This is a genomic window from Candidatus Burkholderia verschuerenii (genome assembly GCF_001189365.1).
GTDB classification, from domain to species: domain Bacteria; phylum Pseudomonadota; class Gammaproteobacteria; order Burkholderiales; family Burkholderiaceae; genus Caballeronia; species Caballeronia verschuerenii.
In genome coordinates this window covers 1-14,587 of sequence record NZ_LFJJ01000148.1, presented here as the reverse complement: position 1 = coordinate 14,587, position 14,587 = coordinate 1, and the positions used below count along the sequence as shown (strand labels likewise).

Annotated in this window: 7 protein-coding genes and 5 pseudogenes; 4 read left to right on the top strand and 8 right to left on the bottom strand. The window is 63.2% G+C overall.

Translation table 11 applies throughout. From position 1 onward, the window contains the following. Positions 1-111: 111 nt before the first annotated feature. Together BVER_RS31765 and BVER_RS21025 are read right to left on the bottom strand one after the other, a co-directional pair. Positions 112-186: pseudogene (locus BVER_RS31765) on the bottom strand (metallophosphoesterase family protein); the annotation flags it as partial. 150 nt (positions 187-336) lie between these two features. Further along, positions 337-3,924, bottom strand: a complete 3,588-nt coding sequence (locus BVER_RS21025) for an indolepyruvate ferredoxin oxidoreductase family protein (RefSeq protein WP_050454939.1) — start codon at positions 3,922-3,924, stop codon at positions 337-339. Between the two features lie 351 nt (positions 3,925-4,275). Between BVER_RS21025 and BVER_RS21020 the strand changes: the two genes are divergently transcribed. Then, the gene (locus BVER_RS21020; RefSeq protein ID WP_050454938.1) at positions 4,276-4,482 is read left to right on the top strand and encodes a hypothetical protein; all 207 of its coding nucleotides are present in this window, start codon (positions 4,276-4,278) and stop codon (positions 4,480-4,482) included. Positions 4,483-4,577: 95 nt separating this feature from the next. Here the strand turns inward: BVER_RS21020 and hppD are convergent. Next, a pseudogene (gene hppD, locus BVER_RS21015) lies at positions 4,578-5,682 on the bottom strand (4-hydroxyphenylpyruvate dioxygenase). Positions 5,683-5,815: 133 nt separating this feature from the next. Between hppD and BVER_RS21010 the strand changes: the two are divergent. Then, a pseudogene (locus tag BVER_RS21010) lies at positions 5,816-6,318 on the top strand (Lrp/AsnC family transcriptional regulator). 5 nt (positions 6,319-6,323) lie between these two features. Here the strand turns inward: BVER_RS21010 and BVER_RS21005 are convergent. From BVER_RS21005 to BVER_RS20990, 4 genes are all read right to left on the bottom strand, one after another. Then, positions 6,324-6,992 carry a GNAT family N-acetyltransferase gene (locus tag BVER_RS21005; protein ID WP_050454937.1) on the bottom strand — a complete coding sequence of 223 codons (669 nt, stop codon included), beginning with the start codon at positions 6,990-6,992 and terminating at the stop codon, positions 6,324-6,326. Between the two features lie 206 nt (positions 6,993-7,198). Beyond that, complete coding sequence (locus BVER_RS21000) at positions 7,199-7,804, bottom strand: TetR/AcrR family transcriptional regulator (protein WP_050454936.1); 606 nt, start codon at positions 7,802-7,804, stop codon at positions 7,199-7,201. 23 nt (positions 7,805-7,827) lie between these two features. Further along, the gene (locus BVER_RS20995; RefSeq protein ID WP_050454935.1) at positions 7,828-8,628 is read right to left on the bottom strand and encodes a DUF1835 domain-containing protein; all 801 of its coding nucleotides are present in this window, start codon (positions 8,626-8,628) and stop codon (positions 7,828-7,830) included. Positions 8,629-8,750: 122 nt separating this feature from the next. Continuing rightward, positions 8,751-10,223, bottom strand: a complete 1,473-nt coding sequence (locus tag BVER_RS20990) for an MFS transporter (RefSeq protein WP_050454934.1) — start codon at positions 10,221-10,223, stop codon at positions 8,751-8,753. 185 nt (positions 10,224-10,408) lie between these two features. Between BVER_RS20990 and BVER_RS20985 the strand changes: the two are divergent. Continuing rightward, a pseudogene (locus BVER_RS20985) lies at positions 10,409-11,682 on the top strand (TIGR03862 family flavoprotein). Here the strand turns inward: BVER_RS20985 and BVER_RS20980 are convergent. Beyond that, positions 11,668-12,815: pseudogene (locus BVER_RS20980) on the bottom strand (methyltransferase). The pseudogenes BVER_RS20985 and BVER_RS20980 overlap by 15 nt on opposite strands. Before the next feature lie 180 nt (positions 12,816-12,995). Between BVER_RS20980 and BVER_RS20975 the strand changes: the two are divergent. After that, positions 12,996-14,291: an SGNH/GDSL hydrolase family protein gene (locus BVER_RS20975; RefSeq protein ID WP_050454940.1), complete on the top strand. Its 1,296-nt coding sequence runs from the start codon at positions 12,996-12,998 to the stop codon at positions 14,289-14,291. Positions 14,292-14,587 lie beyond the last annotated feature (296 nt).

Sequence of the window (14,587 nt, the reverse complement as noted above, 5' to 3'; positions counted from 1 at the left end):
TTGGCATGCCTCGCCTCACATAACCTCAACTTCCCGAACCGCCCGGTGCGGACCCGCACGCCGGGTGGTGTGGCAGGGTGGTGTGGCAGGGGACCGGCCAGCTTGCTGGCCGCCCCTATGCCGATCGAGCACGGCTTCGAGGGCGGCGAGGTTGCCGTGGATGTCGGAGAGGGCGGCGATTTTCATTGAAACGATGTACGGAGGTAGAAATACAAGCGCGTAGTTTCGATGGTGCGTCCGCGACATGTTGCCAGCAGGCGTCAGAAACGGACCAACAGCCGCCCAATAAAAAAGGCGATTCGCCTTCGCGAACCGCCTTCGTCAGCAGGACGATGTTTACGCCACCGCCCGCTTCTCCCCGCCCTCGTTACTCCGCCACCGCGTCAGCAGCGCGTTCCACTTGATCTTCGCCGCCTTCACGTTGTTTTCCTTGACGTGCCCATACCCGCGCATCGAATCGGGAAGGCTGGCGAGTTCCACCGCCAGCGGCAGCTTCGACGCGCTCAGCCCGCCAATCAACTCGCGCACCAGCGCTTCGTATTCGCCGATCAGCGCCCGCTCCATCCGACGTTCCTCCGTGCGTCCGAACGGATCGAGCGCCGAGCCGCGCAGGAACTTGAAACGCGCCAGCACGCGCATGGCCGACATCATCCACGGGCCGTATTGCTTCTTCACCAGATGTCCGCGCGAATCCTTCTTCGACAGCGACGGCGGCGCGAGATGCACCTTGATCTTCCAGTCGCCTTCGAAGCTGTTCTTCACCTTGTCGAGGAACGCAGGATCGGCATACAGACGCGCGACTTCGTACTCGTCCTTGTAGGCCATCAGCTTGTGCAGATTGCGCGCGACCGCTTCGGTCAGCGCGTACTGCCCGTCGCCGAGTCCGAGCGATGCTTCCTTCGCCCGCACTTCCGCGACCAGACGGCCGTATCGCGACGCATAGGCCGTGTTCTGATACTTGGCGAGATAGTCGAGCCGCTTTTCTATCAGCGTATCGAGCGCCTTCGGCGTGTGCAGCGGGATCACCTTGCTGCCCGGCGCTTCCTGCACGCTGTGATGCGCATCGGCGAGACGCTTGACCGCCGCCAGATCGTGCGCCGCGCGACGTCCCCATTCGAACGCTGCGAGATTCTTCTCGACCTGCACCGCGTTGAGTTCGATCGCGCGCGTCAGCGATTCGTGACGCAGCGGCACCCAGCCTTTCTGCCACGCGTAACCGAGCACGAATGGATTCGTGTAGATCGCGTCACCCATCAGCGCCAGTGCGAAACGGTTGGCATCGACGAGCGCGACATGCTCGCCCGCCGCCGCGCGGATATCCGCCTCCGCGCTCGCGCCCGGAAAGCTCCAGTTCGGATTCTTGATGAACTCGGCCGTCGGCGTCGCCGCGCTGTTGACGACGACTTTCGTGTGATCGGGCTGCATCCGCGAGCCGCATTCGTTGCTCGTCGTCACGATCGCGTCGCAGCCGATGACCAGATCCGCCTCGCCCATCGCGATGCGCGTCGCGTGGATATCGGCCGGACGGTTGGCGATCTGGACGTGGCTCATCACCGCGCCGCCTTTCTGCGCGAGACCGGTGACGTCGAGCACGGTCACGCCTTTCTGTTCCAGATGCGCGGCCATGCCGAGCAACGCGCCGATCGTCACGACACCCGTTCCGCCGACGCCCGTCACCAGCACGCCGTAAGGCCGCGCGATTTCCGGCAAGTCGGGCGAGGGCACGGGCGGCATCGTGTCGCTATCGACGCTGGTCGCCTTCGGCTTCTTCAGCTGACCGCCTTCCACCGTGACGAAGCTCGGGCAGAAGCCGTTCAGACACGAATAATCCTTGTTGCAGGTCGACTGATTGATCTGCCGCTTCGTGCCGAATTCGGTTTCCAGCGGCTCGACCGACAGGCAATTCGACTTCACCGAGCAATCGCCGCAGCCTTCGCAGACCGCTTCGTTGATGACCACGCGCTTCGCCGGATCGGGAAACGCGCCGCGCTTCCTGCGACGACGCTTTTCCGTCGCGCAGGTCTGGTCGTAGATCAGGATCGATGCGCCGGCAACGTCGCGCAACTGACGCTGAATCTCGTCGAGTTTGTCGCGATGATGCACGTCCACGCCCGGCGCGAGACCGGTCGCCGCAGTGTACTTTTCCGGCTGATCCGTCACGACGACGATCTTCGCCGCGCCTTCCGCCGCCAGTTGATGCGTGATCTGCGGCACGGTCAGCACGCCGTCGACGGGCTGGCCGCCGGTCATCGCGACCGCATCGTTGTAGAGAATCTTGTAGGTGATGTTCACCTTCGCCGCGATCGACGCGCGAATGGCGAGCAAACCGGAGTGGAAATACGTGCCGTCGCCGAGATTGGCGAACACGTGTTTGTCGTTGGAAAACGGCGCCTGACCGACCCACGCGACGCCTTCGCCGCCCATCTGACTGAAGGTGCTCGTGTTGCGGTCCATCCAGACCGTCATGTAATGACAGCCGATGCCGGCCATCGCGCGCGATCCGTCGGGCACGTTGGTCGACGTGTTGTGCGGACAGCCGGAGCAGAACCACGGCTTGCGCTCCGCTTCGACGCGCGGCCGCGCCAGCGATTTCTCCTTTGCCTCGATCACCGAAAGCCGCGCCGCGATGCGCGCGCGCACGTCGGCGGGCAGATCGAACTTTTCCAGACGCGTGGCGATCGCCTTCGCGATGATCGCGGGCGACAACTCGTAGTGCGCGGGCAGCAGCCAGTTGCCCATCGGCACCGACCATTCGCCGCCTGCGCCGTCTTTCTCGTCGAACTTGCCGTAGACGCGCGGACGTTGCGCATCCGGCCAGTTGTAGAGCTCTTCCTTGATCGCGTATTCGAGAATCTGACGCTTTTCCTCGACGACCAGAATCTCTTCGAGGCCACGCGCGAATTCGTGCGCGCCTTGCGCTTCGAGCGGCCACAGGCAACCAACCTTGTACAAACGGATGCCGATCTGCGAACACGTTGCGTCATCGAGACCGAGATCGGTCAGCGCCTGACGCACGTCGAGATACGCCTTGCCGCCGGTCATGATGCCGAAGCGCGCTTGCGGCGAATCGATTTCCACGCGGTCCAGCTTGTTCGCGCGCACGTAAGCCAGCGCGGCGTACCACTTGTAGTCGAGCAGACGCGCTTCCTGCACCAGCGGCGGATCGGGCCAGCGGATATTCAGGCCGCCGTCGGGCATCGCGAAATCGGTCGGAATCACGATTTTCGTGCGATGCGGGTCGATATCCACCGACGCCGACGATTCCACCACGTCGGTCACGCATTTCATCGCGACCCAGAGGCCGGAGTAGCGGCTCATCGCCCAGCCGTGCAAGCCGAAATCGAGATATTCCTGCACGTTCGACGGAAACAGCACCGGCAGGCCGCACGCCTTGAAGATGTGCTCCGATTGATGCGCGAGCGTCGAAGATTTCGCGGCGTGATCGTCGCCGGCGAGCACCAGCACGCCGCCGTGCGCGGCCGATCCGGCGGAATTGCCGTGCTTGAAGACATCGCCCGAACGGTCGACGCCCGGGCCTTTGCCGTACCACATCGAAAACACGCCGTCGTGTTTCGCGCTCGGATACAGATTGACTTGCTGCGAGCCCCACACGGCGGTCGCGGCGAGATCTTCGTTCACGCCCGGCTGGAATACGATCTGATGCCCGGCGAGATGCTTCTTCGCCTTCCAGAGCGACTGATCGAGCCCACCAAGGGGAGAACCGCGATATCCGGAGATGAATCCGGCGGTGTTGAGCCCGGCGGCCTTGTCGCGCTCCTGCTGGAGCATCGGCAAGCGCACCAGCGCCTGGATGCCGCTCATATACGCGCGACCGCGTTCGAGCGTGTATTTGTCGTCGAGCGTGACGGATTTCAGGGCGGCTTCTAGCGAAGCTCTTTGTTCTGCGTCTAGCGGGGCGTTCATTCTATGTCTTCCTCCACCCGAGGTTTGGGATCGCCAAAGCATGTTTCGGGCCGTTTCGCGTCTTGTGAACGCTCAGGCCGGGATTTCCAGTGTGCCGATCTAATGGTTTGCGAGACAGTGGGACAAACCCGTTAAAAAACACTCACGTAACAGCGCTTTGCTTCAATTCCTTGACGTTTCCGCACGGAAGAAGGTGATCTTGTTACAGCGTGTAAAAACGACAAACAAACGGAACCTTGGCGGCCGATCCTGTCTAAAATGGCGCCTTCGGGGTTTTGAACTGTCAGATGTTTAAGGTTGGTTTGACCCTGAAAGCAGACGTACACATGCAGTTAGAAGGAGATAACGACAATGAAACAACGCCACATCCAGAGTTTCCTGATGGTCTCGGCGGCCTTTTTCGCGATCAGCGCGCCCAGTGGCGGTGCGCGGGCGAATCAGTCGCCGTTCGAGGCATCGCCCGTTCGGCAGGTTGCGCAAGCGCGCGTCCAGTCGGTCCGCACCACTACGGAAAAGCGCCGCGACTCACAACGCAGCGACGACGACACCATCGGCTGATCCGGTCACGTGCGTCGTGCATTGAGCATGGCGCGTCGAAAATGCAAAAAGGGACATCGTGTGATGTCCCTTTTTTTAATCGTCCCGATGCAACGTCAGCGTGCAGTCGTGTCCTTGAGCACGCCGCGCCGCATCTGATCCAGTTCGATCGATTCGAACAGCGCCTTGAAATTGCCTTCGCCGAAACCCTGATTGCCCTTGCGCTGGATGATCTCGAAGAAGATCGGCCCGATCTGGTTTTCCGTGAAAATCTGCAGCAGGATTTCGTCCTGATTGCCGTCGATCAGAATCTTGCGCTTCTTCAGTTCCGCGACCGATTCGCCGTGATTCTGCACGCGGCGATCCACCAGCTCGTAATACGTGTCGATGGTATCGAGCAGCGCGATATCCGCGCCGCGCAGGCCGTCGACGATCGTGTAGATATCGGCGGTGCCGAGCGCGATGTGCTGAATGCCTTCGCCGCGATACGCGTCGAGATATTCCTGAATCTGCCCGGCGTTTTCCGATCCTTCCTCGTTGATCGGAATGCGGATCTTGCCGCAGGGCGAAGTCATCGCCTTCGACTTGACCGCCGTCACCTTGCCTTCGATATCGAAGTAACGCACTTCGCGGAAATTGAACAGCCGCTCGTAAAACTCCGCCCATTCGACCATGCGTCCGCGATGCACGTTGTGCGTCAGGTGATCGATATACGTCAGCCCGTGCCCGACCGGATTCGCCTGTGCGCCGGGAATCGGCTCGAAATCGACGTCGTAAATGCTGATATCGCCGATGCTGCCCGGCTGCGCGCCGTTCTTCCCGCGCCAGCGATCCACGAAGTAAATCAGCGAATCGCCGATGCCCTTGATCGCAGGGATGTTCAGTTCCATCGGGCCGGTCTTGTTGTCGAAGCCCCACGCGCCGAGTTCGAGCGCGCGCTGATACGCCTTGGCGGCATCGGCGACGCGGAAGGCGATCGCGCAAATCGACGGCCCGTGCAGACGCGCGAAGCGCTGCGCGAACGAATCCGGCTCCGCGTTCACGATGAAATTGATCACGCCCTGACGATAAAGCGTCACGTCCTTATGCCGATGCTATCGCGATAGCCGTAAAACCCATGCGCTCGAACAACTTGCCGAGCGCGACGGGATCCGGCGCGGTGTATTCGATGAACTCGAAGCCGTCGGTGCCGACGGGATTGTCCCAGGTCGAAGCGGTCATGCTGTCTCCATTCGTGATGACGCGGTATCGGGACAGTGTAGACACCCGGATGCGGCAAAAGCTTGCGAATCAAATCGGCGAATCCTAGGATTGCGCACGAACCTGCCAATTACATATCGCGAGGAGACAGAAAATGGCCGAAGCCGAGTTGGATACGATAGACCGGCGCATTCTCGCCATCCTTCAGGAAAACGGGCGCTTGTCGAATCAGGAGATCGCGGAGCGGGTGAATTTGTCGCCGAGTCCGTGTTTGCGGCGGATTCGGCGATTGGAGGAGATCGGCGTGATTCGCGGCTATGTCGCGCTGCTCGACGCCAAGAAGATCGGGCTGGGTCTGCTCGCGTATATCAACGTGCGGCTGGAAAAGCGCGGCGGCACGCAGGCGCCCGCCGGTACGCCCAAAGCGCCGACGCACGGTGATTGTTCCGCGATGCCGTGCGTTCGTGGCCCGAAGTCGTCGCCTGCGACGCGATGACCGGCGAGATGGATTTTCTACTGCGCGTTCAGGTGTGCGATATGGACGACTTCTCGCGCTTCGTTCAGGAGCATCTGCTGCATCACCCGTCGGTGATCGACGTGCGGTCGAGCTTTTCGCTCGAGCGCATCAAAGAGACGACGGCGCTGCCTTTACGTTAAAGCGCTCAGTTGGCGTCGGTCGCCGGCATAAACGCCTGAAACACTTGCGACGCGCGATGCGTCTGACGCTTGATCGCGTAATCGAACACGGCGGCCTGTTCCTGCAGCATCTCGGTCATGATGCTCGTCTGATCGGCCGGCGGCAGCGACAGATACGCGTCCGCTTCGCCATAGGCGTATTCGATCTTCATGCCCGACTTGCGCGCGATGTGCATCATCGTGGAATTGCGCGACAGGCAATGCATGTACAGTTCCGACACCTGCGTATTGCGGCTGCGCATGGCCGCGCGCTCGAACATTTTCGAGCCGATGCCGCGACCGCGCGCCGATTCCAGCACCGATACGCCGAATTCTGCCGTGCGCTTGTCGCCTTCCGCGGGCAGATAGGCCAGATGGCCGACGCCGACCAGTTCGAGCGCATTGCCGAACACGCCGAACACGGTGTCGTTGGCGAAGTTGAGATTGCGGACGTAGTTCTCGATCACGTAGTCCGGCACGATCTGGCCGAAACGCAGCAGGCGATCGTTTTCGTCGAGCGCGAGAAAGTGCGTGAGCAGGCGATCACGATCCGCAGAGGACAGTTCGCGGACGAGAACCGGCAAGCGCGCGGCGTCCGGCAGTGGACGGTCGCTCGCGACGATCTGCTCGGCGGTGCGGTTGATGGCTAGTTCCACGGTATTCCTCCTTCATCTCAATCGTGCAGCGTGTTGCACAGCAAGATGATTTTACGGTATACCGCGACTATTGATACGGGAAAACCCTTAAATCGCGCTGGAGGCAGCGTTCTAAACAGCTACCGGAAAGCCGATTAAATATTTTAAATCAATGATTTGTGAAAATCGCGTAAACACAACGGTCTGACATGTTGTGTTGCAGCAATTTATTGATCGCCGCTCAGTCCGCGTTCGATCATGTCGACAACCTGTTCCGCGAACTCGCCGTAGCCGAGCTTGCCGCCGGGTTTGAGCCAGGTGAAGGTCCAGTTGATCATGCCGAAGACCATCATCGTCAGCGCGGTCTGGTTGTCCTTCGTGACGCGCTTCGGATAAGCGCGCGCGAGTTGCCGCGCGAAGGCCGCGACGATATCGCGCTGCCGGTCGAGCACGATCTCGCGCTGCGCATCTTCGAGATATTTGACGTCGTTGAGCAGCGCGACGTGCCGGCTATGCGATGTCTCGTATTCCGCGAGAAACGCCCGCACGAGTTCCGCGAATGCATCGCGCTCGCCGAGTCCGCGCCGCTGGCTCGCGCCTTCCACTTCCGCGATGATCAGCATCAGCCGCTTCGTGTAGCGGTCGAGCAGATCGAAGAGAATCGCTTCCTTGCTCTCGTAGTAATGGTAGAGACGCGCCTTCGACGTGCCGCTCGCGGCGGCGAGATCGGCCATCGACGTGCTCGGATAGCTCGTCTGGGCGAATTTCGTGGCGGCGAGTTCGAGAATCTGTTCGCGCTGTGTTTCGTGGTCAGGCGCTTTGGTACGGGCCATGTCGCAATGCTTTTATTTTGGATTCAGCGGCGCAGTTCGGCCTCGGTGATATCGGAAGGCGTGCCGCGTATTTTAAGTCGGCCCGCCGTGACGAGTTCGCGGCATCGCCAGAAGCCAACCGAATCGCTCAGGATAAAGTCGAAGCTTCTCGCCATCGCTTCGCCGACGATATCGCGCGCCGGGCGCCATGCGTCGCCGGCCAGTTCCAGCAGCGTTTCGTCGACGTCGTGCCACGCGCCGGACACCAGCATGTTGTCGCGCAGACGACGCGTTTCGACGTTCGCGTACTTCGCTTCCTGCCACTCGAGCGCGAGACGGCTGATGCGCAGCACGGAAATCGGCGCGGCGCTCGGCAACTTCGCGAGCAACTGACGCGGCGAAAACATGCCGACGGCGGTCGCGCCATCGGCGCGGCGCGCGCGGGTCGCATCGACATCTTTCGCGGCGATCGACAGATCGTCCTGATTCAGCTTCGCTTCGTTCAGCCGCTGCGGCGCGTTGCGCAGATGGTAGGCGAAGCGTCGCAGCATCAGCTGATCGCCCGCGCTTTGGCCGTGCCAGACGACGAGTTGTCCTTCGCAGCGCGCGAGGCGGCCGAGCAGCGCCTGCTGGCCTTCGAGATCGTCTTCGAAGTCGAACGAGCTGTTGAGCACTTGCCGCCAGAAGGTCGCGCGCGTCAGCGACGAATCGTCGATATCGCGCAGCGGACCAACCGCGAGATCGTCGCGCAGCGCGACCACGCGCTCGTCGCGTTCGGCGAGCCTCAGCGTGTGCGTCAGGGTTTGGGCCGCGAAATCGCCATTCGCGACGTGAATGGTGTTCATCGTTGTCGGGAAGCCATGAAGACAGAAGGAGCGCTCGGGCAAGCGGTCCTAGTCTAAGCGATCGTCGTGGAATCGGATGTGGGCGGCCGCGCTGTCACAGCGTCGCGGCCTTCATCAATCGTTCACGCGCGTGGGCTTTGAAAATCCTCGGCGTCGACGTCGTAGCCCGACGGTTCCCAGCGCACGGCGAACAGCGCGACGAGACCCGCGAGCGGCGCGACCGCGATGATCCAGAACACCTTGGTGCCGAGCGCCGCCGACAGGACCGGGAACAGGAACAGCGACACCGTCGAGCTTGCGCGCATCAGCGTCTGATTGAAGCCGACGCCCACGCCGCGCAGCGACGTCGGATAACTCAGCGACGCGAACGTCATGCTGTGCGAACCCGGCCCGATGCCTTGTCCGAGCAGGAACGCGGCGAGGAAGGCAATCGCGATGACGACCTGCGCGCCCGTCGCCGGCTTGCCGACGATCGCGAGCCCGACGAGCGCCGCCAACTGGAAGAAGTAGCCGATCACGGTCAGATTCCACGCGCCGAACTTCGGCACGATGCGCACCGACACCAGCCCGCCGACGAACGCGAAACAGAGGTTGAGCGCGAGCGACGCGAGAATCGTCGTCAGCACGGACTGCGCGAGGAAGCTGGAGATGATCACCGGCAAGCCGAACGCGACGGCGTTATACGCAAACGACGACGCGATCGCGATGACCGTCGCCAGCACCGTGCGGCGCAGATAGACGCCGCGCAGCAGCGCGCCGTAATTGCTCCACGACGCCCGACGCGCTTTCGGCGCGCTCGCGGCGGCGGGCGCATCGACGCGGGCATCGATGCCGTAGGAGCGCTTGAGGATATCGGCGGCGCCGGTCAGGTCGCCCTGATTCGCGGCCCACACCGGCGATTCGCTCATGTATCGGCTGCGGATCAGAATGATCGCGATCGCCGGCACCGCGCCGAAGCCGAGAATCAGCCGCCACAACAAGCCCGACTGATGCGCGGGCAGCACCGCGTACAGGCCGAGCACTAATAGATAGGAGACACTGATCGCCGCGTACCACGTTGGGCACCACATCGCGACGCGCGCGGCCTTGTTGCCGCGGCCTTGCAAGCGCGAAAACTCCGCGAGAAACGCCATCGCGACCGGCAAGTCGATGCCGACGCCCAGACCCATCACGAAGCGCGCGCCGCCGAGCACCCACGCGTTCGGCGCGAGCGCGCAGGCGATGGCCGCGATCACGAAGAAGAACATGTCCGCCATGAACACGCGATAGCGGCCGACCTTGTCGGTGAAATAGCCGCCGAGGAACGCGCCGATGATCGCGCCGAACGTGATCGCGGAGGCGACCAGGCCGGTTCCGGTCGACGTCAGCGAGAATTCGCGGGCGATATCCTTGACGCCGAACGCCAGCGCGCCGAGATCGTAGGCATCGAGGAATACGCCGCCGAGCGCGATCGCGACGACGATGCGCGCATCGCTGCCGAGCGCGGCGCCGCGATTGACGAGCGCGGATACATCGGCGGCGCTGCGGATGACGGGACGCGCATCGGCGGCATCGGCGGGAGAAGGTGCGCGCTCGGGCGCGAGAGAAACTGACATGATGGTGCCGAAGTAAAAAGTTGTTGATGCAACGAATCGCGCGATCGTACTTGCGGCGTGGCACGCGCCCAAATTCTTTTTTGTTATTTAATGACTTACGAGGCGCGACAAGGCTTTCCGGCACGCGTCCTCAAGCGCCAATGCGACAATGGCGTCCCTTTTTCCTTATCGAAACGTCCAACAGCATGTCGTCAGATGAAAGCGTCGAATCGGTGAATGCCGCGATCGTGGGCGGCGGTCCGGCCGGACTCATGGCCGCCGAAGCGCTCGCGGCGGGCGGCGCGCGCGTCGACGTGTTCGACGCGATGCCGTCGGTCGGACGCAAGTTTCTGATGGCGGGCAAGGGCGGCATGAATCTCACGCATTCCGAACCCGCCGATGCATTCCGCGCCCGTTACGGCGCGCGTCGCGCGCATATCGAGCCGTTACTCGACCGCTTCGATGCCGATGCATTGCGCGCGTGGGTGCATGGACTCGGCGTGGAAACCTTCGTCGGCAAGCTCGGGCCGCGTCTTTCCGACCGATATGAAAGCCGCGCCGATGCTGCGCGCGTGGCCTGCATCGGCTGCGCGCGTCGGGCGTGCGGCTGCATATGCGGCACCGATGGCTCGGATTTGCGAACGATGACGCGTCCGTTTCCCGCTTCTCGACGCCCGACGGCGAAAAGCACGTTCGCCACGACGCGCTGATTCTCGCGGTCGGCGGCGCGAGCTGGCCGCAACTCGGCTCCGATGGCGCGGCGCTTACGCATCTGATCGCGCGCGGCGTGGATGTCGCGCCGTTCGTGCCGTCGAATTGCGGCTTCGACGTGAACTGGTCGGCGCACTTTCGCGAGCGATTCGCGGGCGAGCCGCTCAAATCGGTGGCGATTGCGGTGAACGATGCGGACGGCGGGCGCGTCGGCGAATGCCTGATTACGGAGCACGGCATCGAGGGAAGTCTGATTTACGCGCTGTCGGCGGCGATCAGCGACAAGATCGCGCTATCGGGCGAAACGGGCGCGGAAATCTGGCTGGATCTCGCGCCGCAGCTTTCCGCCGAGCGCGTCCGCGACGAGGTGCTGCATCCGCGTGGCGCGCGGTCGATGTCGAGCCATCTGCAAAGCCGGCTGCATCTGGCCGGTGTCAAGGCCGGACTGCTGCGCGAATGTCTCACGAAGGACGAATTCGCCGATCCAGAAACGCTCGCCGCGCGGATCAAGGCGCTGCCCGTGCGCGTCGTGCGTCCGCGGCCGATCGCCGAAGTCATCAGCAGCGCGTGCGGCGTCGCGTTCGAAGCGCTCGACGCGCGTTCGATGCTCGTCAACTTGCCCGGCGTGTTCTGCGCGGGCGAAATGCTCGACTGGGAAGCGCCGACCGGTGGTTATCTGCTGACGGCGTGCTTCGCGAGCGGACTCGTCGCGGGGGAAGGCGCGCTCACCTGGCTCAACGAGCGCGGCATTGCGTTACGCGACGACTAAGCGCCACAGCGACGTCACTTCGGCGGCGCGCGCGGTGTGCAGCGAATCGTTCGCATCGGTCGATTTCGGATGACGCGGCTTCACGTCGATGCGTCCATCCACTTTCAGTCCGGCTGCGTCGATCCATTCCTGCAACTGCGCGCGCGTGCGCAGCCCGAGATGTTCAGCGAAGTCGGACAGAATCAGCCAGCCTTCGCCGCCCGGCGTGAGATGCGCGCTGAGTCCGTTGAGGAAACCGCGCAGCATGCGGCTGTCGGGATCGTAGATCGCGTGCTCGATCGCCGAACTCGGCCGCGCGGGCAGCCACGGCGGATTGCAGACGACGAGCGGCGCGCGTCCTTCCGGAAACAGATCGGTTTCGATTACGTCGACTTGCCGCTTCAGGCCGAGTTGCGCGATGTTTTCGCGCGCGCAGGCGAGGGCGCGCGGATCGAGGTCCGTCGCCACGACGCGCTCGACGCCGCGTCGCGCGAGCACGGCTGCGAGCACGCCGGTGCCGGTGCCGATATCGAATGCGAGCGTCGTCGACGGTAACGGCTGATTCGCCACCACGTCGATGTATTCGCCGCGAACCGGCGAAAACACGCCGTAGTAAGGATGAATCCGGCCGCCCGTCGCGCGGATTTCTACGCCCTTCTTGCGCCATTCGTGCGCGCCGACCAGCCCGAGCACTTCGCGCAAGGACACGACCGACGCTTCGTCCGTCGCGCCGTATGCCTCTTCGCACGCCGATCGGACGTCGGGCGCGCGACGCAGCGGAATCGCGTATTGCGCGTCGAGCGGAAGGACGACCATCGCCAGCGTGCGCGCGCGCTGCGATTGCGCCAGCCGATGCAGATTGAAGGCATCGGCGACGCGGGCGCGGCATCCTTCTTCTTGCGCGGCTTCTTCTCGATGCGACGCGCCATCGCCTGCAATAACTGTCGCGCGTTCTGGAAGTCGCCGCGCCAGAGGATCGCCGTGCCTTCGCAGGCGAGGCGGTAGGCGTGATCGGCCGTCATCTGATCGTCGCCGATCACCAGACGCTTCGGCGGCGGGTTGCCGCTTTCCGAGCGCCAGCGGGCGGAACGGTCTTCGCCGTTTTCTTCCCAGTTCAGGCGAGGCGGGACTTCGTGTGTGTTCGTGGATGCCATGATTCGTCGATGCGCGAGCAGGCGATGCGCCCGCTCTGGGTTGAGTGCCAGCATTTTGAGGCTTTTTCGGCCGCGCGGGCTGTTCTCCGTTCGACGACGCCCGGGCGCGGCGAGCCGACCGTGCCGCGTGCGCGCCGGTCGATCAGGCACAATCTCGGCTTTGTCCTCACGCCGTCGCCCATGAAACTCCGAGCTTTCGCCGCGATCTGTGCGGCCGCGATTTCCGCGTCAATTTCATTCGCCACGCCGGCATGGTCCGCGGATGCCGCCGCCGCGCCCGACACGGCGCGCTGGGTCAGCGCGTGGGGCACCGCGCTGCAGTCGATTCCGCAGATGGCCGAGCTGCCCGCGCTGTATCGCGCGCCGGACGTGGCGGGGCGGACGGTGCGTCAGGTGATCTATCCGCAGATCACCGGCAAGCAGATGCGGCTTCGGATCAGCAATCTATATGGAACGGAGCCGCTGGTCGTCGAATCGATGAGCGTTGCGCGCGCGGTGTCGGGCTCGAACGCGGCGATCCGGGCGGGCAGCGCGCGTCCCGTGCTGTTCGGCGGGCGCAAGAGCGTGACCGTCGCGCCGGGCGCGCAAGCGACGAGCGATCCCGTCGCTTTCGATGTGACGGCGTTTCAGCCCGTGGCAGTCAGCAGTTTCGTCGGCAAGGAGCAGAAGCTGGTGGCGTGGCATCGGGTCGCGAGCCAGGTCAACTACGTGTCGACGCCCGGCGATCACACCGACGATGCGTCCGCCGGCGCCTTCCGCAGCCGGTTCACGCAGTACGCGTGGCTGAGCAACGTCTCGGTCGAAAGCCCGAGCGCGCAATCCGTGATCGCGATCGGCGATTCCATCACCGACGGCATGCGCTCGTCGCTGAACGCCAACCGGCGCTGGACCGACGCGCTGGCCAAGCGCATCGAAAAGGACGGCGGCGGGCAGACGACGGTGGTGAATGTCGGCATCAGCGGCAACCGGCTGCTGAGCAACTCGCCTTGTTATGGCGAGGCGCTGGTCAATCGCTTCGAGCGCGACGCGCTGCGGCAATACAGCGTCCGGGCGATCGTCGTGCTGATCGGCATCAACGACATCAATTTCGCCGCGATGCCCGCGCGCGCCGGCCTGGATTGCGACACGCCGCACACCCAAGTCAACGCCGATGCGCTGGAGCGTGGGTATCAGCGGCTGATCGCGCAGGCGCATCAGCGCGGCGTCAAGATCTACGGCGCGACGCTGACGCCGGCGTCGCTGCCGCCGGATCGCGAAGCGATCCGCACGGCGGTGAATGCGTCGATCCGTTCGAGCTGCGCGTTCGACGGAGTCATCGACTTCGATCAGGCCTTGCGCGATCCGGCGCAGCCGAGCGTGCTGCAACGTCGATATGACAGCGGCGACCATGTGCATCCGAGCGACGCCGGGTACGCGGCAATGGCGGCGGCGGTGCCGCTGGAGGTGGTCGTCGGACGCGGCAAATCGGGTCAATGAAGCGTTCGCAAAAAAAGATGCGTCATAGGCTTGTCATTCGCGTCTGCATCGCCTAATATTCCGCTCCTTGCCGCAAGGCGAGGGCCGCTGGAGAGAAACAAGCGGCCTCCGAGTCAGCAGATTTCGAAGCGAAAGCGAAAAAATAGTGTTGACAAGGAGAAAAAGATTCTTCACAATTTCATCTCTCTGCTGCTGATGCAGCGACGCAAGACGGAAGGGCGGTGGTAGTAGCAAGTCACCGCGCTTCAGTTTGCGATGTGCTCTTTAAAAACTAACAGCCGATAAGTGTGGGCGCT

Bases quoted from the DNA above. Each gene is read 5' to 3' on its own strand.
- BVER_RS21025 (WP_050454939.1), bottom strand. From the start codon at position 3,924: ATGAACGCCCCGCTAGACGCAGAACAAAGAGCTTCGCTAGAAGCCGCC.
- BVER_RS20990 (WP_050454934.1), bottom strand. From the start codon at position 10,223: ATGTCAGTTTCTCTCGCGCCCGAGCGCGCACCTTCTCCCGCCGATGCC.
- BVER_RS21020 (WP_050454938.1), top strand. From the start codon at position 4,276: ATGAAACAACGCCACATCCAGAGTTTCCTGATGGTCTCGGCGGCCTTT.
- BVER_RS20995 (WP_050454935.1), bottom strand. From the start codon at position 8,628: ATGAACACCATTCACGTCGCGAATGGCGATTTCGCGGCCCAAACCCTG.
- BVER_RS20975 (WP_050454940.1), top strand. From the start codon at position 12,996: ATGAAACTCCGAGCTTTCGCCGCGATCTGTGCGGCCGCGATTTCCGCG.
- BVER_RS21000 (WP_050454936.1), bottom strand. From the start codon at position 7,804: ATGGCCCGTACCAAAGCGCCTGACCACGAAACACAGCGCGAACAGATT.